Consider the following 19817-nt stretch of genomic DNA (forward strand, 5'->3'; position numbering starts at 1 on the left):
CACTCCATTACATATAATTTTTTATTCACAATCATATATTACAATATTATTGCAATTATTACAATAAGATTACAGAGTATTTATTAATTCTAGTATAAACACGTACCAACAAGTATTTAGAATCACATTTGTACTATCCAGAAAGTTATTGGAGTGAAAGAACATGCTTAATGCAAAACTCGCGAAATAGATGATAATATACCTAAAAATATTAATAATGAAATTTTGTTATTAACAAGATAGTGAAAAAACCTACAAGAAAATCCACCCTATTCATACATTTGGAAAGTTGTTTCACCCGAAACAGCATCAAAACAAGGATTCATTAGAGCCCTTGTTTTGATGCTGTTTATCTAATTTATTCTTTTATAATTCCGTATACTTACTATTGCTATCCTTACTTTTGTCTATAGGATATTTATTAGCATTCTCTAATAATTTCTTGCGTATAATTTCGTTAATATCAAAATTCAAATTATCTGCTAGCATATAACTATAAATTAATATATCAGCTAATTCTTCAGCTATTCTATCTTGTTTTGTATCTAAAACTTCTCTTGAAGATTTCCATTGAAATAATTCGAGTAATTCAGCTGCTTCTATACTAATCGATAAAGATAAATCTTTCTCATTATGATATTGACGCCAGTTACGATCATCTCTAAACTGATTGATTTCATTCATTATTTTTCTTGTTTCATTCATATTTATCACCTTTAGATGCGTTTTTTAATGCTTCTCTTAATTGGTCATCAACTGCATAGATATATAATCCATTTACACCACGTGTTAATAAAACATTCAATTCATTTTTTAAAAGCATATTTGAAAAGTATTGTTTCGATCCATCTTCTAAAGTTCTCTTTCGAGTCGCTTTTTTGTTAGCGCTACTTTTTTCATCAAAAATAATTTGTCCATCTCTATACTTAACGGAAGGACCAATCACCACACCGGCATAGTTTAAATCTAACCCTTGAATAGTATAAGTTGATTCAATCGTATTGGGTACATTAGGACATGGATGGATACACATGACACCTATTGAAATCAACAAATTCTATTACTAGCACAATTTGAAGTATTTGGTTTTCACTTTGAAAACAATTAATTGAAATTAATAAAGGACAACCATATACATAGCTGCCCTTTTTAATTAATATTGAAGCATCAAAATTAGCTATAAATCCAATTAGATTCTTAAACGTTCAATTCAGACCTCTAATTTACAAACCGAGTCTAATCCATCTTCTTTTACAAAATGTTAATATCAACACGTTAATGATTAGTAAAATTATGAAGAAAGCAATTAAATTAACGATATCTGTAGAAGTGATAAACACTTCATTACTATTTAATGTATTTACTACATGGTTATACATTTTATTGCTCGCTTCAAATGGCGCCAAAATACCAAAGTAAGACTTATTAATTGCCACCATAATAATTGAAGTTATCCAAAAAACTATACTAATAGCAATACTAATAAGTAAGTTTGAAAACATAATACTTATTGTCCCTATTATTAGAAGATACTGAAGCATGATTAGCATAAACAAACCAATCAATAAAAAGTAATGAGTAAAATCATTAAATATTAATGAAATGACAGTGATACCAATAATTATACATACTAATGATTCTATAAACAGAACCAGTATTTTTTTGTAGAAAAAGCTATAAATATTTTCACCTATCAACTTGTAAAAAAGGATTTGTTTGGCTGAATACTCTTTATTAATAAAGAATGCGATTATAAATGAAAATAGTAAAAATCCAAATTCTGTAGCAACCGTATATGCACTAATAAAATACTGACCATAACTCAATTTCTCAACCTTATCTATGCCAATAGGAAGGAAATATCCTAAAAGATAAACAAAAGTGAATATTACAGCTAAAACAATAAAAATTTTATTCGTTATACTCTTTCTAAATTCCAACATTCTGATTTCCTCCTATATCTTAGTTATCAATATAATTACGAATTAGCTCATTTTGATCTTTATAATTAAGAATCTTTTGATTGTCGAGCATAAAGTAATGACCTTCTAATGCTTTTAAATCCGCTAGATTGTGCGTGATATTGATAATAATTTTTTCAGGATTAATAGATATGTATTCATTTAAAAAAGTATGAATCTCATTTACAGTTCTTTTATCAAGCGCATTAGTAATCTCATCTAAAATAACAATAGGCTTGTTTTCTAATAGAAAACTTAAGATTTTTAATTTCTGTTTTTGGCCGTCACTCAAGCTTTTTATTAAAGTATTATTGGGAATACTATGAATATGTAACATATCCATCAATTCAACCATTTTCTCATTTTGGCTAAATGTGTTTGTAAGAATATTTATTAAATCATTTTTTGTAATATCATACGGCACATTAGAAGCACTTGAAATAAGTGTAATACTTTTCGATAAATTAGGATGTAAATTTTTATTCAAAATCAAGTCCTTAGCAAACATTGATTTACCTACACCATTTTTACCAACAATATGGTTTATAGATCCTTTAAAAAATTCCACATTTACATCTTTCAGTAACACTCTTGATTTAACTATGAGGTTATAATCACTAATTTTCACAATTTCACTTCCTTGTTTTATATCATTCACCCTAAGGCATCATTTATTCCGAAATGTAATTTACTATTAAATTATAACAAATCATATAGCGAATAAGTTGAATATGACCTATTTATTGTTAATAAAATACAATTTATATATGATACATACGATTAGAGACCTATATAATCTAAATAAATAAAAACCACCCCTTCACATGGGTGGTATTTATAAGCTTTGTATTTTAATATTCAAAAACCTTAATATATTATATAATATCTAATAACATATTATTAAAAAGGAGTGTAATAATGAATGAACGTACTTTAAAAAAGTTATTAGATGATTATAATAGCTTGAATAATCCTAAGCAAACTACTGCAGTCAAATATAAGGGTGTTTTTAAAAATACTCAAATTTATATTTATTTCGATGCTTGGGATCCAAACAATTACAACTTCCAGCTTATTATTCATAATAACTCCGATTACTATCTAACTACATTGAATATAATTAATGATAAATTTGACTCTAAATACTTACATAACATATCTCTAGACTTACTATCTTCTATAACTGTAAACAGGACCTTAGATGATTTTTACATTAAATTAGAAGATATTATCATCAATAACAATTCTGTTTACATCAATTACAATAAAGATACTATTTATACCAATACGAATAAATATAATCCTCCAAAAGAAGAATTGTATTTAAAAACACTTTCTCATAAAAATATGACAGACGACATGTTTAATTGGGCTTTTCATAATACAAATATTGATATAGAAACACTTAAAAAAATTAGAAACCACAATTTAACTTTCGTAAGAACGCCTGATATTAATAAAAGAAGAAAATTAACAGTTATTTTAGAGCAATTTTCTTTAAATTAGAAAACGGTTATACTACATATTAATGTAATTCAATCATTAACGGTTTGTCTGAGTTTATTGATTATTCATGAGGTTTATAATTCTTCTATAACTAATGATTTTGTATTTCGTAAACAATCTATATGCTAATTGGGACTTATCAATGAATGCCTTATTACTTTTTAGTTCCTTCAAAGTAGTATTCTCATAAGGTACGCTTAACTATTTTTCTTAGTAATTATTAAAGTGTTTCAACAATAAATATCATAATTGTCAAAAAATTCGTGTTATAATAAATGAAAAGAGGTGATGACTATGGCGTTTGGAGCAGAAAGTATAACTTTAAAACAGAATAAAGTAGTAAAAACTTTGAAAGAACATAATGCAATTTCTTCAAAATCTGCTAAAGATTTAAATAGCTTAAATATACGACATACTCGTACTTTTAATAATTTAGTAAAACAAGACGTTATAAGAGAAATTGACAATAAATATTATCTAGATATAAAAAATTGGGAAAATTTCAGAAAATCATTTAAAAGATGGTTTTTAATATAGCAAAGCTTTTGTAAATAGACTGATCTTGGATAAATATACTATTTCAAAGTTTGAATTAATTTTAGTAGAATTGTGAAAACTCTCTTAAACTACCTCCTACTAATTGTAATACTAATGAAACTTCTTAAATCGCATTTCAGTTAATTTAACCGATATAGGCCTTGTATAGTTAATTTCTTTATTTGATATTTACATACTTTGCATTTTTATATGTTTGATTACCAATTATTTAAATTTATCAGCTAGCTCTTCCTAAGTTAAACTGTAACTTTTTATTTACTATCTAATCTGCTCGCAAGTCTCATATTTAAGTCACCTATTATTAGGGTGATTGTTTTTTATATGTAATCTTATGCATTAAAAAAACGCATCATTAACTAATTTGCAGAAGCGTATCAGTTAATGATGCGTTTTTACCATTTATTAGTACTCCATACTTTTAAAATAAAAATTGAATAATTTTTCAATATTGTATCTTACATAGCATCAAGAATTTTATTCATAAGAATAAAATTCCAATTTTTTATTCTTATGAATTTCCTTAGTATAACTTTCTTTAGACAAATAGTTAATCTTGTTATCTTCCGAAAATTTTTCAAGTTCTTTTTCACTTTTCAATACTTGAACTAAATAACTCTCTCCTTTGAATCTCCCTTTCATTTTTGTGTACATCACATGAAATTCACCATTCAAATCATTCGTTATTTCTTTGTTATTAGTCACTCTAGATAAAGCATTATCAATATTAGTTGCTATTCTTTTAATAACAGGTATTACAACGCTATTACCAGCTTGCTTGTATAACTGACCATTAGACATACCTTCAGGTAGTTTAAAATTAATAGGATACCCTTGTGCATTAAACGTTTCTCTAGGCGTTAATTTTCTTATACCACTATCAGATAAAATTATTGGAACATTATGACCACCCGTTCCCATATTGGCTGTTAATGTTGGTATAACTCCTGTTTTATTTTCCCTAACATACTGTCTTCTCCACTGATAAATTGCATACTTTTTATTAACTTCTTTTGATAATTTACTATAAAAAGGTTGTCTTCCTTCTTTATAATAATATCTATCCTCTTTTTTTGATGAAAAATCAATGATATCACTAACAGTTGTAGTTAGTTCGACTGGGTCTGGAAATTGAAAATTATCAAAAGCTTCCTTATTAGTGAATCCCACAATATATATTCTCTCTCGGTTTTGGGGAATATTACCGTAATCTTTACTATTTAATACTGCCCACTTAATTAAGTAACCATTCATCGTAAGGGCTTCCCTAATGATTTTGAATGTGTTTCCATGATCATGAGTAACCATATTTTTAACATTTTCTATAAATATTACTTTAGGTCTATTAGTTTTAATAAATCGCAAAAGTTCAAAGAATAAATCGCCACGTTCGTCTTCAAATCCTTTTCTATAACCTGCAATACTAAATGCTTGGCAGGGAAAACCTCCGACGATAACGTCTGTTATTGGAATTTCAAATTCATGAACATCATGAATGTCTCTTTCATCTAATGGTGTATCAGGATTATTTAATTTATAGGTTATACATGCATTCTTATCGAATTCATTAGCGTACACCACTCTGAACTTGCCAGTCTGTTGAAAACCTAGCTCAATTCCTCCTACACCACTAAAAAAGGCAGCAATTGTGCGCTTTCTTACTTTTCTAGAAGAACTTACAGAATTAGTCATGTAGCTCTACCTTCCTTCATATTTTCATAGAGAATATTGTAGCACATACATGAAGTTTCGTACATACGTTCCCATATCCTTATTCATATATGCTATGTGATTTTATTTTAAAAATATATGGATAAATATTTAATGTGATTTTTTGTTAATTTTATTTACTTAGCTTCACTCTTTATTCATCATCTGCTACGCCTTTACCGCTAATAAATTTATCAAAGGCACCTACTGGCGCAAAATCAATATATATATTTTTAAAGTCATTTTTATTTCTCCAAAGCCTTACAGAATCAGTCTCTTTTTTAATTAACCATTCTCTTGTAACTACCTCTCTATCAGAAAGTCCTAAAACATCTACAAGTAACCATTGACCCAAATCTGACTGACCATATAATGTACCGTCTTCTCTTCTTTCGGTCAAACTGCCAGATTGTAAACTTTTCATATTCTGTTGACCTACTAGAGCAGGGATTACACTTCCATTTGGTAAATGCAAGTGAAATCTAACTTGATGTTTTGCTCTATCTTCTTTAGATGATTCTTTTAATTTATTTTCTGCCTCAAAAATATCTTCAATAAAAAAATCAGAATACTTTTTATGAAATATCCTAGGTATAGGTATGTATATTTCATTAAGTGGTCTTAATTGCCCGCTGCCTTTATTTTTAGAAGCCGCATTCCATGCATTCAATCCAGATTTAGTTTCAACTTCTCCAGTTTTGTAAGAATAAAGAGGCAGATAAACTTCGTATATATCTTTTTCTTCTTGTTTAAATTCACCAATCAAATTTAAATAGGCCTTTATTAAAAACTCAAAAGGATCATCAATTATATCAATTTCACATTGTTCTATAATATGAGTATCACTATGATCAGTTGCAAACCTTTGCCATATTTGGGAATCTCCAAATGTATACCTATAGTATTTTGAACCATCATTCCAACTAAAAGACGTTTTTGAGATACAAGGATTTTGAATTTTATTAATATCAATAAGTGGATAAGCACATTCTTGTAAAATGAATTTACCTTTATCCCTGGTTATATAATGATAAATATTTTTGTCTTTAGATAATCCCAATCTCTCATAATCAGAAAGCATTCTTTCATTTTTTAAAGTCGATATTTTATATGCTAAGTCTTCGAGATTTCCTTTTTCAATATACGGTTTAATTTCATTTTGATAACGTTTTAACTGCATTACTTTTTGATATGATGGTGAAGAGTTCATCCATGTTTTTAATCCTATTCCTATTCTTTCATTACCAAATTCTGATAAAATATCATGTGGAGTATTACCTATATCCACATTTTTTGAATTAAAAGATTTTGCATAGACCGTTTCTTGGAACTTTGAATCTAAGTACGGTATCATATCTCCCTTTTTTTGTCTAAATAAGTTTGACAATGCACCATATACTTTTAAGAATTGAAGATATTGTTCTTGTCCCTCTTTTGAATATCTCTCCCAAATACTCACTATACTCACCCACTCTAAATTTTCATACATTACATTTTAATCATTAAAACTACAACTAAATTCAGGTATTTATGCCAATCACTTATGATACGCTTCTCCTCTATTTATCTTAAATGCCCGATACACCTGCTCTAACAACACAACACGCATCATTTGATGTGGAAATGTCATTTTACTGAAGGACAAAGCAAAGTTGCTACGATTCATGACGTCTTGATGTAAGCCATTCGATCCTCCAATAATGAAAGTAAAGTCGCTTGCACCTTGTGTCATACGTTGATCTAGTTCTTTTGCGAGCGCTTCGGAACTTAACATCTTTCCTTGGATTTCTAACGTAATGACTGTGGATTGTGGTTTGACTTTGGTTAGGATGCGTTGGCCTTCTTTTTCTTTTACTTGCTCAATCTCTTTGTCACTCATATTTTCTGGTGCTTTTTCATCTGGCACTTCGATGATTTCGACTTTTGTATAAGCACTTAAGCGTTTTTCATATTCTGAAATGGCCTGTTTCCAATATTTCTCTTTTAATTTTCCAACTGCGATGATGGTTATTTTCATAATTTCCTCCATTTTGTTTATAAGTAGCAAGTTATCCACAGGTTATTCAGTTACTCACATATTTATCCTCATTATACCGAATTTGTATAAATTATTTAAGATAAAATGTGGATTATTTCGATATAATTGTGCATAAGTTTGTGAATATGTGTATAACTTTGTTGGTAATAACGTTATTAACATGTGGATTGTTTATAATTCTTTCGTTTTGTGCACATGTTTGGGGATAACTTTTAACTCATTTTGCACATTTATGCATGTAAATATTTGAAAACGTATTGCGTATATCCCTCAAAATTTTCAGTTATTTATATCATAAGTGATTCATAAATGGTTGCCAATGTTTTGTAAATCTATAAAAAAACGTTACGCATCAATCGCGTAACGTTTTGATTATTATTGCCTATGTTTAAAGTGTTCGATAGCGCTTTTGATTTCATCTCTCACGCGTTGAAATTCTGACCATGGTTGTCCTGCCGGGTCCTCGAATCCCCAATGTTGTTTATGAACGTGTGGCGGCATGATCGGACAATGCGCATCGGCATGGCTACACAATGTGACGACTAAATCTGCTTTATTCACAATATCAGGATTGATTAAGTCTGATGTTTGATTTGAGATATCTATACCAACTTCTTGCATCGCTTCAATGGCATTAGGATTGACGCCATGCGTTTCTATACCCCCTGAATAGACATTCCAGTCCTTACCAAGTATGGCTTTTCCCCATCCTTCTGCCATCTGGCTACGGCATGAATTCCCCGTACATATAAAATAAATCGTTCGTTTTTCCATATTGCTCCCCCTAGTTTTTAAACTAATATCATTGTCAGATAGAGTCCGAGTAATGTAATGACTAGTACAGGGAATGTGATGATAATACCTATTTTGAAATACATTCCCCAAGAAATTTTGACGCCTTTTTGTGCTAACACATGAAGCCATAATAACGTTGCAAGTGAACCGATAGGCGTGATTTTGGGTCCTAAATCTGCCCCAATTACATTCGCATAAATCATCCCTTCTTTTAGACTGCCCGTGACACCTGCTTGATGTATCGCAAGGGCATCAATCATGACGGTCGGCATATTGTTCATGACCGCAGATAAAATTGCAGATATCAAGCCCATCCCCATGACACTCGCAAACAATCCATGCGCTGCAATCATGGATAACGTGTTTCCGAGTAATGTCGTAATGCCGACATTTTTTAATCCAAAGACGACAAGATACATACCGATAGAGAAAAATACGATGTTCCACGGTGCCCCTTTAACAACAGCACTTGTATGAACTGCTGGAGAGCGCCGTGCGACCACAATAAAAATGGCAGCAATCGTACATGCGATGAATGAAACAGGCACTTTCACCAATTCGCTTACGAGATAACCTATAAATAAAAAGCCTAATATCCACCATGACAGATAAAAGAGTTGCCAATCTTTAATAGCATGTGTTGGTTTTTTTAAATGATTAATATCAAATGATTTGGGTATCGCTCTTTTAAAATAAAGCCATAATACAACAATGCTTGCACCAAATGAAAACACATTCGGAATCCACATCCGACTTAAATATTCAACAAAGCCGATATCGAAATAATCTGCTGAAACGATATTAACAAGGTTACTCACGACAAGGGGCAAAGACGTTGTATCCGCAATAAAACCACTTGCTATAATGAAAGGGAAGACTGCCCGCGCTTTAAACCCTAAGTGGCGCACCATTGCGAGCACGATTGGCGTTAAAATTAAGGCAGCACCGTCATTTGCAAAGAATGCAGCGACGATTGCACCAAGTGTCATAATATATAGAAACATTCTAAAGCCATTACCTTTTGAAGCTTGGACCATATTAAGGGCGGCCCATTCAAAAAACCCTATTTCATCAAGGATTAATGATATCAGAATAATCGCAATGAAGGTGAGGGTCGCATTCCAAACAATTCCCGTCACTTCGCCGACATCACTTAAATCGACGACACCCGTCAGTATTGCGACGACAGCGCCGACACACGCCGTAATACCAATATCTAAACCTTTGGGTTGCCAAATCACAAAAACAAGTGTCAACAAAAATATAGTTATCGCAAGTATCATCATCCTTCACAGTCACCCCTTTTTATAGAACGACATGCACACGTTGACGTTGACGTCGTAAGGTGTTCTAACGTCTCTTTGAGTTCATCAAAAACGTGTTGATTCAGTTGATACATGCGTTTATTACCTTCTTTACGCATATTGACCATATTACCTTCAACAAGGATTTTCATATGATGGCTCAGTGTGGGTTGTGAAATCTGAAAGTGTTCGAGTAAGTCACATGCACATAATTCACCGCATGATAACATGTTGATGATTTCTAATCGGTTCACATCAGAGATCATTTTGAGTTGTTGCGCTAACTTTTGATAAGTCATTGTCATCCACTCCTAACAAAACATAGATTAACATCTATATAGATATATATCAATATATAGAGGATAAAAAAAGGATTAGAATCGCAAAGTGCGTTTCTAATCCCAGTTATCATTATAGCGTATAAATCGGTGTCGCTTGTGCTTTGTCAGTATCACATAATTTAACGTCATTTACGGTATCAATATCGTGTTCACGTAAAATCTGTCCGACACTCATACGTGCTAAATCTTTCATATTATTGTCTTGTGAGAGATGTGATAAATAGATGCGTTTCGTTTGTCCTGTAATGACGTCTGTCATCGCATGTGCTGCGTCTTCATTTGAGACGTGACCCATATCACTTAAAATCCGTTGTTTCGTTTTCCATGGGTAGCGACACATGCGTAACATATCAACGTCGTGATTACTTTCAAAAATAAATGCATCGCTACCACGAATCATGCCTTTCATACGGTCAGACACATAGCCTGTATCCGTAATCAGTGTTAGTTTTTTATAGTCATTATGGAAAATGTAAAATTGTGGATCTATCGCATCATGAGACACGTTAAAGGATTCCACATCAAACCCAGCGATTGATTTCGTTTCGTATGGATTGAAAATAAATTTTTGTGCACTTGGAATGCGTGAATCTTTCTTTTCAATACATGTCCATGTTTTTTCATTCGCATAAACAGGCAGGTTGTATTTTCGTGCCAAAACGCCTAATCCTTTAATATGATCGGAATGTTCATGCGTCACTAATATGCCATTTAAATCTGAAATTTTTCGGTCGATTTGATCGAAAAGTGCTTCCATTTTCTTACCTGTTAAACCGACGTCGACCAACAGGCTGCCTTTATCACTCTCTACATAAGTGGCGTTACCTGTACTGCCACTTGCGAGGACACTCATTCGTATCAAGTGACCACCCTTTCTATTATTCTGTAATTTGCGGATTTGATGATACCGCTTCAACATAATACGTATGTTTTTTACCTTTTTTACTAACGGTAATTTCCCAGTTTGCTTGTAATACTTGTACGTTGGTTTCTTTTACTACCGTATAGTACCCCAGTCGAATACTATCAACCGACTGGCCAGCTTTTAAATATTGGTTATAATATAGTGTTTCTATAGCTTCACGCGCACTCATAACTTGACGTGGTTTATTATTTTCACCTTTAGACGGTCGGATGTCTTCCATTGTCGATTGCGTATAAGATTTTGTTTTATTCCCATTAACATCAAAAGACAATCTGGCACGATTATTATTCATGATTGGATACCCATCATATGTTTGTTCATAAATAATTTTACCATCTTGCGTTTCATGATATTGATATTGGCTACCACCGTACACATTAGCATTAATGTACGGTTTTAATATCGAAATGGGATCTTGACTCACATTCACCGCGTGCGTCATCTTTTGCGTTAACGTAAAACCATCTTTACTGGCTTCAGCATTATCATCTTCTTTCACATCTTTTTCAAAATCATGTGAATCTCCAGTGATTAACTGCATTTTGACGCCACTAACATTTGGCATATCTTTTGGCAATTTAATATCTTCTTGTTCAAAATTAACGGCATTGTCGTTTTCTGAATCATTGACGTGCGATTTATTCACTTTATCAACATAAATATAAATTAAACATAAATTTGTCAGGAAGAAGACGACGATGAAAAGGGTTTTGGTTTGTTTCCAGTTCACGGCTTAATCAACTCCCCATCTCGAAATTCATACCAATCATTATCATATTTAATATACCATGTTGGCACAAATTGACTATTATGTTGGATTTCAATCCCATCATTTGAAGATTCTTTCGTAATCATACGGTAGCCGACAATCATTTGTTCTACTTTAGAAAAGTCCACACGACCATTACTTGCCAGCTTTGATCGCACATCTTCTGCAGGTGGCAATGCTCTAGGTTTTTCACCATTATCCACGGTCACATTCGTTTTTAATAATCCACGACTGTATTCGAAAATGCCGCGTTCACCCCAAATCACGCGTATTTGGTTTCGGATTGTTGAGTCAAATATAGGTCTACCATTAATGAACATTTGATAAATCATTTCACCTTTAGACCCATTCGCTTTAAATAAACGAAAATCATCGGTAAAACCACCATGTTTGTTAATGTAATCAAAGGTTCTTGGAATACTGATATTCATATCACGTGTACTATGTTCATCTTCTGATAAATTCGTGTAACTGTATGTTTCTTTATTGGCATCATAATTTACCATGCCCGTATTATTATTGTACGTTGTCGTACCGCTTCTTGTTGTCCGCACAATTGGTGTATCATCAAAAAGAATGGAATTAAGGTCTTCAACATTAATGTTGTTGAAAATCGTACGATACGTGCGTAAATCTTTTGGTGCTTTAGGCGCATATAAATAAGTTGCTTTATTTACTGTTGTTTGGTCCGTCAAAATATCCGTGTAAGGTTCAAGATTAGATGACATCTCATCTAGATGCCCTTTTATTGTTTTAACAGACACATCCGTCGTCATTTTTATAGCACGCTGACGATCCGCATCAATCGCATAGACGTCAACATCATAACGACTGTTCATATCTAAAATAATGCGATTAAATTTAAAATTTGAAGGAACCTTAGCGGGTACATTCATCACTTCATTCAAATACATCGCAAGTGGGGTGTCTGTCGGGTAGTCTAAAATAACAAGATGATCACTTAATGTATCTAATGATAAAACATGATCATTTGAAAATTCTTCTACTTTAGAAATGTGATGCTTACTAAAGAGATTGGCAAGTTCATTGACCGATGGGGTCGCAGAAGATCCTTCTATTTTACCTTGGTCTACATGCACCATTTGATTTGGGGTCATCACTTGCGCCGCTTCCTTATCGTAACGCGCACCTATGGCTTTCGTATTTTCATGATGTGGGTCGCTATATGTATCTGCCACATCAGGAGAAAAATTCCAAATCTTTACAGTTAGAATAATACTCATTAAAACAAGGAGTCCTAAGATGATGGATTTGATGAGTTCTTTAGTCTGCATCCCAATCACCATCTTCAATAATTTCACACGGTAATGTTATAAAAATAGAGGTACCTTGCCCTTCCACACTATTTGCCCAAATGCGCCCGTTGTGTGCTTCTACAATTTCTTTTGAAATCGCAAGACCAAGACCTGTTCCACCCATCTTACGTGTCCGTGCTTTATCTACTCGGAAAAAGCGGTCAAAGATTTTGTCCACTTTGTTTATCGGGATACCAATCCCATTATCTTTAATACGCACTGTCACACGATTATGCACCGCATTTTGTTTCACGTGAAACTCTACACGTTTCTCACCGCGAGAATATTTAATTGCATTTGTAATCACGTTATCAAATACTTGCGTCATCTTGTCTGGATCGATTTCTGTAAATATAGATTTATGCGGGATATCGCGCACAAATGTTGTGTCTTTGGCAGACATCTCATGTCGATTGATGATTTTATTGACAAACATGTTAAAATCAACAATTTCTTTCGTAATTTGTTCTGTTTCATTATCCATTTTAGATAAATGAAGTAAATCATTAACGAGACGAATCATACGCTCTGTTTCTTCTCGTGTCACAGATAAAAATTGAGGCGCAATCGACTCATCTTTCCACGCGCCTTCTTCTAAAGCTTCGATGTAACTGTTCATCGATGTCAGTGGCGTACGTAATTCGTGTGACACGTTCGCAACGAACTCACGACGTTCTTTTTCTACTTGTTGTTGTTCAGTAACATCATGTAACACGGCAATATAACCGGTTACGAAACCAGTATGTTGAACGATATTACTAAAGTTCACTCGCGCAATAATGCCTTCATCCTCATTAATATCAAGAAGAAAACTATCATGATTGTCGCTTAATTCTTCTAACGTATACGTATCACGTAAATCTAAAATATCAAATATATGTTGCCCAGTAACATCTTCTTTCATCTTACCGAGCATTTTAAGCGCCATGTCATTGATAATACGCACACGCCCTCGACGGTCTGTCGCAATGATACCGTCACTCATGTGTGTGATAACAGAGTCTAAACGACGCTTTTCACTTTCAGTATTCGCTTGTGCTTCTTGCACACGTTTGGACAAGTTATTGAATGCTAATGCCAACTCACCAATCTCGTCATTGCCGTAGATTTTCACACGTTGCGTGTAATTCCCTTTCGACATTTCAACCGTTTGGTTACGCATATCTGTAATCGGTTTCGTAATTGTACGTGCAATAAAGAATCCCAATATAACTGTAATAATTAAAGAAATTAAAGTCCCAACAATAAAAATTTGATTAATATTATTAAGCTGGTCATAAACTTGGTTAATGTTGGATTCGATGTATATATCACCTATCAATCCTTTATTCGTTGTGACAGGCATATTTTTAACCCAAACCCGTTGCTTTCCTTCGCCATAATCTTTAAGAACCGTATCCGAATTTTCTTGTCCGAGTGAAAGCGCCTTTTGAATTGAACTTTCATTCGCTTTTTGATTAATCATATGACGATTGGATTGTTTAGACGTCGCTAAAATGATTTGATCTGTATCAATGAAGCGTATTTCAATCATTTCATTACGGTTGGCATATTCATTTAAAAGATTTTGAATATCTTTTTGAGTATTCGTCGTGCCATTCTCGTCCGCATATATTTTCTCAATACTGAGCTCAATTTGTTTCGCATTTTGAGAAATATTGGTTTTAAAGGTATCGGTCATTTCTTTTTCAAGACTGTTCGTAAAATAAAGACCGATAATTTGCATACCGATAATGATAAGTAACACATAAACAATAACGAGCTTCGTGTGAAGGGATTGAAATTGTTTTAACCACTTCATATTAAGCTTCCTCTAATCATGTTGTTGAAGAAAATAGCCTACACCACGACGTGTAACAATGTAGTCCGGGTGAGACGGATCATCTTCAATTTTTTCACGTAGACGACGAATCGTTACGTCAACAGTACGTACGTCGCCAAAATAATCATAACCCCACACCGTTTGAAGTAAATGTTCACGTGTCATTACTTGACCCATATGATTTGCTAAGTAATGGAATAATTCAAATTCACGATGCGTTAAATCAATATCTTCGCCACGTTTTTTAATCGAATACGCATCTGGGTAAATGACGATATCTTTAATCGTAATATCGTTAGATTGTACTTCTGTATCTTGTGTAGGTTGTGTGTAATGGCGACGTAAGTTCGCTTTCACACGCGCAATGAGTTCACGTGTACTAAATGGTTTCGTAACATAGTCATCTGCGCCTAACTCAAGACCAAGAACTTTATCAATTTCTGAGTCTTTCGCTGTTAACATAATGATTGGCATTTCGTATTTTTTACGTACTTCACGGCATACTTCCATACCGTCTCGACCAGGTAACATAATGTCTAGTAAGACAATATCTGGTTCTTTTTCATAAATTAAATCCACGGCATCATCACCGTCGTAGGCTACGTATACTTCGTAACCTTCTTTCTTCAAGTTAAATTCTAATATATCCGCAATTGGTTTTTCATCGTCGACTACGACTACTTTTCTCGCCATATGCTTTGACCCCATTTCATATTAAAGTGCAAAATTATACGTTTCCAATTGGCATAATCCTATACCTTATAATGTATCACTTCTAAAGTGCAAATTCTATCATTTACTTTATTCAACATTAATACAAATTAAAAAAGCAACACTATGATAATCGCATGGTTGTCATAGGTTGCTGTGAAAGTATTGTATGGTTGGAGATGTGTTTGAATCAAAAAAATGCCCATCCATATTTGGATGAGCAAGTAGCGGTCCCGACGGGAATCGAACCCGCGATCTCCTGCGTGACAGGCAGGCGTGTTAAACCGCTCCACTACGGGACCATATCATGGTGACTCCTACGGGACTCGAACCCGTGTTACCGCCGTGAAAGGGCGGTGTCTTAACCGCTTGACCAAGGAGCCTCTTTTGAACACAAGATTGATTATAGCACCCCATTTTCATGATGGCAAGATAAATTTTAAATTTTTTTCAATAATTTTTCACACACGCTTTACAAACGCAACACAATACCTTCAAACCCCTTTATATCAACGATTCACTCTCATCTTTTTTACACTTTTATCTCTCTCAAACACCTTATCACATCAATTAAATGATAAAAGTTAGTTTCATCATTATTGAAATTAATGTAATTCATAAACAATACCTATGTCATCATGCCATAACGGGTATAACATACGAGTAGATTTTAAGGAGGGACTACGCACATGCCAAAAAAGCAACAAGCTAGTATAAATTTTAGTAATCAAAAAAATAGAAAGTCTTTTGTCTATAAAGCACTGTATCAACTCAATGATGTCGTACTTGGCCTCATTTTTTAATCGGTAGTTTTTTATTTTTCTCTGATTCGACCGTATTTCAAGGTACTGTATTATTCGTTATTGGGAGTATTCAGATGATTATTCGTCCACTTATCGCTATGATTCATGATCTTCATATGGCAATGATAGACCGGAATGAACAACAACACTAATATACAAAAAAAGCCAGCAAATCCATTGATTTGCCGGCTTTCATATACTGCAAGTCAGTCTTACCGTTATATTGCGGTTAGACTTACCTCAGACGAATTAAACCCATAATTTTTCAACAATGTTCGTTTGATTACGGTCTGGACCTACAGAGAAGATTGAAATGTGAACGTTACATAATTCAGAAATACGTTCTAAATAACGACGCGCGTTATCAGGTAATTCATCTAAACTACGTACACCTGTTATATCTTCTGTCCAACCAGGTAATTCTTCAAAAATTGGTTTACAACGTTTTAAGTCATTTAGGTTCGCTGGGTATTCTGTAATTTCTTTACCATCAAGCTCATACGCTGTACAGATTTTAACTGTATCTAAACCTGTTAATACGTCGATAGAGTTGATTGATAAATCTGTAATCCCACTTACACGACGAGAGTGACGTAACACGACTGAGTCAAACCAACCTACACGACGTGGACGTCCTGTAGTTGTACCGTATTCACGTCCAACCTCACGAATGTGATGTCCTTCTTCATTAAATAATTCAGTTGGGAATGGACCATCACCAACACGAGAAGTATACGCTTTACATACACCTACTACTTTAGATACGTGAGTCGGGCCTACACCTGTACCTACTGTTACGTTACCCGCAACTGGGTTACTAGATGTTACAAAAGGATACGTACCGTGATCGATGTCTAACATCACACCTTGCGCACCTTCAAATAAAACTTTTTCGTCAGCCACAAATGCATCATCTAACACTTTAGCTGTGTCAGTAACATATTGTGCCAAACGTTGACCCGCTTCGTAATACGGTTCGAAAATTTCTTCAAACGATGGTGCATCTTGATTAAACATGCCTTGAAAATAGTCATTTTTATAAGCTAAGTTTTCTTTTAAGCGTTGTTCAAAAACTTCTTTATCTAGAAGGTCTGCCATACGAATACCGATACGTTGTGCTTTATCTACGTATGCTGGGCCGATACCTTTTTTCGTAGTACCGATTTTGTTATCACCACGACGCTCTTCTTCTAATTCGTCTTGTTTTAAGTGGTATGGAAGGATGACGTGAGCACGGTTAGAAATGCGCAGATTGTCAGTCGCAATTCCACGTTCATTTAAGCCATCTAATTCTTTTAATAAAGCAACAGGATCTACAACGACACCATTACCAATAACAGATAATTTTTCTTTATAGAAAATACCTGATGGTACTAAGTGAAGTTTGTATGTTTCACCATCAAATTTAATTGTATGTCCTGCATTATTACCGCCTGAAAAACGTGTAATGACATCTGCTTGTTCTGCTAAAAAGTCTGTAATTTTACCTTTTCCTTCGTCTCCCCATTGTGTCCCAACTACTACGATTGATGACATAAGAGCACCTCCAACGTTTTCTCAATTAACCAAAGTGTATTTTACCAGTATGACAGATGGAATGCAAACCAAAAAACGAACGTTAAAATCTATGAAAATTTTCATGACCTTGTTGAGTCGAATGTCTCCTCAAGCTTATGACAGCGCATTATTATAGCGTTTATCGTACAAAATAAACATTTCAAAATCCATACTTAACACAAAATACAATCGAAAAATCAATTAAAAAACCGTACATTAAACAATTAAATAGTTTTAATGTACGGAAAAATTATTTTTTAGACTTAAATTTGTCACATTTTATTTAACCCATATCGGCATGTGCATAATCAATATCTGTAAATTTATTATATTGTTTCATGAAGTGCAATTTCACTGTCCCTGTAGGACCGTTACGTTGCTTGGCAATAATAATTTCAATTTCACCATTTTCATCATTTGTTTGTGGTTCAAACCCTGCGTCGTCATCATCTTCATCGCCATCACCGCGATTATAATAATCATCACGATATAAAAAGGCAACAATGTCGGCATCTTGTTCAATTGATCCAGATTCACGAATATCACTCATCATTGGTCGCTTATCTTGACGTTGCTCCACACCACGTGATAACTGACTCAATGCAATTACAGGACACTCTAACTCACGGGCAATCCCTTTTAGCATACGTGAAATCTCAGAAACTTCTTGTTGACGGTTATCAGATGCACGCGAACCACTTCCTTGAATCAACTGTAAATAGTCAATCACAATCATATCAAGTCCATGTTCTTGCTTCAATCGACGACATTTGGAACGTAAATCTGTAATACGAATCCCTGGTGTATCATCGATAAATATCTTTGTACGAGAAAGTTTACCGACCGCAACTGTAAATCGGTTCCAGTCTTCTTCCGTCATTGTTCCAGTACGTAAACGGTTAGAATCTACATTTCCGGAACTACATATCATACGTGTTGCCAGTTGGTCTGCACCCATCTCGAGTGAGAAAATACCGACCGTATATTGATCTTCGTGGGTTGCCACTTTTTGCGCAATATTTAATGCGAAGGCAGTCTTACCTACCGATGGACGTGCCGCTAAAATGATTAAATCGTTACGGTTAAATCCTGCTGTCATTTGGTCAAGATCACGATAACCTGTAGGAATCCCTGGCGTTTGCCCACTATTTTGATCAAGCGCTTCTGCATTATCATACACTTGTCCTAGAACGTCACGAATATCTTTAAAACCATCACTTTCTCGTGTTGACGATAGTTCTAAAATACGACGTTCCGCATCATTTAAAACGGTATCAATATCTAACTCATCATTATATCCATCATTCGCGATACTATCAGCAGTGTGAATTAATTTACGCTTAACCGCATTTTTAAAGACAACATCGGTATAATATTGAATATTTCGTGTCGTCGGGACATTTGACGTAATTTCAGCAAGATACTGTGGTCCCCCGGATTCACTGATGACCCCATCTTGAGTGAGACGGTCTAACACCGTTACGATATCAATGTCATTACCGTCCTCATTAAGGTTCATCATCGCACGGAAAATATGTTGATGGGCAGTGCGATAGAACGATTCAGGTAATAAAATTTCTTGTGTTGAAGACATTAATTCAGGATCTAAAAATATCGCACCTAAAACGGATTGTTCCGCTTCATTACTATGTGGCATTTGTTGATGCTCATACATTCCATCCATGCGATTAACCTCCCTACGTG

The 19817-nt window shown here is 33.8% G+C and carries 19 protein-coding genes, 2 tRNA genes and 1 pseudogene; 3 read left to right on the top strand and 19 right to left on the bottom strand.

The features are described from left to right. Positions 1-366: 366 nt before the first annotated feature. The 4 genes from GJE18_RS11960 to GJE18_RS11975 all read right to left on the bottom strand — a co-directional run bounded on the left by GJE18_RS11960 (position 367) and on the right by GJE18_RS11975 (position 2589). Positions 367-705 carry a nucleotide pyrophosphohydrolase gene (locus GJE18_RS11960; protein WP_107368478.1) on the bottom strand — a complete coding sequence of 113 codons (339 nt, stop codon included), beginning with the start codon at positions 703-705 and terminating at the stop codon, positions 367-369. After that, entirely contained in the window at positions 698-1033 is a 336-nt protein-coding gene (locus GJE18_RS11965; RefSeq protein ID WP_338062711.1) for a DNA/RNA helicase domain-containing protein, read from the bottom strand. Before GJE18_RS11965 ends, GJE18_RS11960 begins: the two co-directional genes overlap by 8 nt. 190 nt (positions 1034-1223) lie before the next feature. Beyond that, the gene (locus GJE18_RS11970; protein WP_107368479.1) at positions 1224-1943 is read right to left on the bottom strand and encodes a peptide ABC transporter permease; all 720 of its coding nucleotides are present in this window, start codon (positions 1941-1943) and stop codon (positions 1224-1226) included. A 19-nt stretch (positions 1944-1962) separates the two neighbouring features. Next, on the bottom strand, positions 1963-2589 hold the full coding sequence (locus tag GJE18_RS11975; RefSeq protein ID WP_107376526.1) for an ATP-binding cassette domain-containing protein: 627 nt from the start codon (positions 2587-2589) through the stop codon (positions 1963-1965). 290 nt (positions 2590-2879) lie between these two features. Here GJE18_RS11975 and GJE18_RS11980 point away from each other — a divergent pair, with 290 nt between their 5' ends. Further along, a complete protein-coding gene (locus GJE18_RS11980; protein WP_107376527.1) occupies positions 2880-3467 on the top strand; it encodes a hypothetical protein in 588 nt (195 codons plus the stop codon). A 294-nt stretch (positions 3468-3761) separates the two neighbouring features. Then, on the top strand, positions 3762-4004 hold the full coding sequence (locus tag GJE18_RS11985) for a hypothetical protein (RefSeq protein WP_107376528.1): 243 nt from the start codon (positions 3762-3764) through the stop codon (positions 4002-4004). Positions 4005-4499: 495 nt separating this feature from the next. Here GJE18_RS11985 and GJE18_RS11990 read toward each other — a convergent pair whose 3' ends face one another. The 13 genes from GJE18_RS11990 to GJE18_RS12050 form a co-directional block, all read right to left on the bottom strand. Beyond that, a complete protein-coding gene (locus tag GJE18_RS11990) occupies positions 4500-5714 on the bottom strand; it encodes a DNA cytosine methyltransferase (RefSeq protein WP_107368484.1) in 1215 nt (404 codons plus the stop codon). 172 nt (positions 5715-5886) lie between these two features. Continuing rightward, positions 5887-7221, bottom strand: coding sequence for a phospholipase D-like domain-containing protein (locus tag GJE18_RS11995; RefSeq protein WP_168429111.1), 1335 nt, complete (start codon positions 7219-7221; stop codon positions 5887-5889). A gap of 48 nt (positions 7222-7269) precedes the next feature. Beyond that, positions 7270-7749, bottom strand: a complete 480-nt coding sequence (gene rlmH, locus GJE18_RS12000) for a 23S rRNA (pseudouridine(1915)-N(3))-methyltransferase RlmH (protein WP_107368485.1) — start codon at positions 7747-7749, stop codon at positions 7270-7272. 396 nt (positions 7750-8145) lie between these two features. After that, positions 8146-8544, bottom strand: a complete 399-nt coding sequence (gene arsC, locus GJE18_RS12005) for an arsenate reductase (thioredoxin) (protein ID WP_107368486.1) — start codon at positions 8542-8544, stop codon at positions 8146-8148. A gap of 17 nt (positions 8545-8561) precedes the next feature. Further along, positions 8562-9851 (bottom strand): arsenite efflux transporter membrane subunit ArsB, encoded by a 1290-nt coding sequence (gene arsB, locus GJE18_RS12010; RefSeq protein ID WP_107368487.1) that lies wholly within the window; start codon positions 9849-9851, stop codon positions 8562-8564. After that, a complete protein-coding gene (locus tag GJE18_RS12015) occupies positions 9848-10168 on the bottom strand; it encodes an ArsR/SmtB family transcription factor (protein ID WP_060552146.1) in 321 nt (106 codons plus the stop codon). Before GJE18_RS12015 ends, arsB begins: the two co-directional genes overlap by 4 nt. A gap of 112 nt (positions 10169-10280) precedes the next feature. Next, a complete protein-coding gene (locus GJE18_RS12020; protein WP_107368488.1) occupies positions 10281-11063 on the bottom strand; it encodes an MBL fold metallo-hydrolase in 783 nt (260 codons plus the stop codon). Positions 11064-11088: 25 nt separating this feature from the next. Then, a complete protein-coding gene (locus GJE18_RS12025; protein WP_060552148.1) occupies positions 11089-11865 on the bottom strand; it encodes a two-component system regulatory protein YycI in 777 nt (258 codons plus the stop codon). Then, positions 11862-13199, bottom strand: coding sequence for a YycH family regulatory protein (locus GJE18_RS12030; RefSeq protein ID WP_060552149.1), 1338 nt, complete (start codon positions 13197-13199; stop codon positions 11862-11864). Before GJE18_RS12030 ends, GJE18_RS12025 begins: the two co-directional genes overlap by 4 nt. Then, positions 13189-15021, bottom strand: a complete 1833-nt coding sequence (gene walK / locus GJE18_RS12035) for a cell wall metabolism sensor histidine kinase WalK (RefSeq protein ID WP_060552150.1) — start codon at positions 15019-15021, stop codon at positions 13189-13191. Before walK ends, GJE18_RS12030 begins: the two co-directional genes overlap by 11 nt. 12 nt (positions 15022-15033) lie before the next feature. Beyond that, positions 15034-15735, bottom strand: coding sequence for a response regulator YycF (gene yycF, locus GJE18_RS12040; protein ID WP_037565202.1), 702 nt, complete (start codon positions 15733-15735; stop codon positions 15034-15036). Between the two features lie 246 nt (positions 15736-15981). Further along, a tRNA-Asp gene (locus GJE18_RS12045) sits at positions 15982-16055 on the bottom strand. Between the two features lie 6 nt (positions 16056-16061). Beyond that, positions 16062-16136: transfer RNA gene (locus GJE18_RS12050), tRNA-Glu, on the bottom strand. 306 nt (positions 16137-16442) lie between these two features. Between GJE18_RS12050 and GJE18_RS12055 the strand changes: the two are divergent. Continuing rightward, positions 16443-16708, top strand: a pseudogene (locus tag GJE18_RS12055) (YrhK family protein). 97 nt (positions 16709-16805) lie between these two features. On the opposite strand, the gene GJE18_RS12060 reads toward GJE18_RS12055, so the two are convergent. After that, positions 16806-18092 (bottom strand): adenylosuccinate synthase, encoded by a 1287-nt coding sequence (locus GJE18_RS12060; protein ID WP_060552151.1) that lies wholly within the window; start codon positions 18090-18092, stop codon positions 16806-16808. Between the two features lie 304 nt (positions 18093-18396). Then, positions 18397-19797, bottom strand: coding sequence for a replicative DNA helicase (dnaB, locus tag GJE18_RS12065; protein WP_060552152.1), 1401 nt, complete (start codon positions 19795-19797; stop codon positions 18397-18399). Positions 19798-19817: the final 20 nt, after the last annotated feature.

The sequence above is a fragment of the Staphylococcus agnetis genome, assembly GCF_011466855.1.
In the GTDB taxonomy this organism is placed as follows: domain Bacteria; phylum Bacillota; class Bacilli; order Staphylococcales; family Staphylococcaceae; genus Staphylococcus; species Staphylococcus agnetis.

What these genes read in the sequence shown, in the direction of transcription:
- GJE18_RS11960 (WP_107368478.1), bottom strand. Translation starts at nt 705, where the DNA reads ATGAATGAAACAAGAAAAATAATGAATGAAATCAATCAGTTTAGAGAT.
- GJE18_RS11965 (WP_338062711.1), bottom strand. Translation starts at nt 1,033, where the DNA reads ATGTGTATCCATCCATGTCCTAATGTACCCAATACGATTGAATCAACT.
- GJE18_RS11970 (WP_107368479.1), bottom strand. Translation starts at nt 1,943, where the DNA reads ATGTTGGAATTTAGAAAGAGTATAACGAATAAAATTTTTATTGTTTTA.
- GJE18_RS11980 (WP_107376527.1), top strand. Translation starts at nt 2,880, where the DNA reads ATGAATGAACGTACTTTAAAAAAGTTATTAGATGATTATAATAGCTTG.
- GJE18_RS11985 (WP_107376528.1), top strand. Translation starts at nt 3,762, where the DNA reads ATGGCGTTTGGAGCAGAAAGTATAACTTTAAAACAGAATAAAGTAGTA.
- GJE18_RS11990 (WP_107368484.1), bottom strand. Translation starts at nt 5,714, where the DNA reads ATGACTAATTCTGTAAGTTCTTCTAGAAAAGTAAGAAAGCGCACAATT.
- GJE18_RS11995 (WP_168429111.1), bottom strand. Translation starts at nt 7,221, where the DNA reads ATGTATGAAAATTTAGAGTGGGTGAGTATAGTGAGTATTTGGGAGAGA.
- rlmH (WP_107368485.1), bottom strand. Translation starts at nt 7,749, where the DNA reads ATGAAAATAACCATCATCGCAGTTGGAAAATTAAAAGAGAAATATTGG.
- arsC (WP_107368486.1), bottom strand. Translation starts at nt 8,544, where the DNA reads ATGGAAAAACGAACGATTTATTTTATATGTACGGGGAATTCATGCCGT.
- arsB (WP_107368487.1), bottom strand. Translation starts at nt 9,851, where the DNA reads ATGATGATACTTGCGATAACTATATTTTTGTTGACACTTGTTTTTGTG.
- GJE18_RS12015 (WP_060552146.1), bottom strand. Translation starts at nt 10,168, where the DNA reads ATGACTTATCAAAAGTTAGCGCAACAACTCAAAATGATCTCTGATGTG.
- GJE18_RS12020 (WP_107368488.1), bottom strand. Translation starts at nt 11,063, where the DNA reads ATGAGTGTCCTCGCAAGTGGCAGTACAGGTAACGCCACTTATGTAGAG.
- GJE18_RS12030 (WP_060552149.1), bottom strand. Translation starts at nt 13,199, where the DNA reads ATGCAGACTAAAGAACTCATCAAATCCATCATCTTAGGACTCCTTGTT.
- walK (WP_060552150.1), bottom strand. Translation starts at nt 15,021, where the DNA reads ATGAAGTGGTTAAAACAATTTCAATCCCTTCACACGAAGCTCGTTATT.
- yycF (WP_037565202.1), bottom strand. Translation starts at nt 15,735, where the DNA reads ATGGCGAGAAAAGTAGTCGTAGTCGACGATGAAAAACCAATTGCGGAT.
- GJE18_RS12060 (WP_060552151.1), bottom strand. Translation starts at nt 18,092, where the DNA reads ATGTCATCAATCGTAGTAGTTGGGACACAATGGGGAGACGAAGGAAAA.
- dnaB (WP_060552152.1), bottom strand. Translation starts at nt 19,797, where the DNA reads ATGGATGGAATGTATGAGCATCAACAAATGCCACATAGTAATGAAGCG.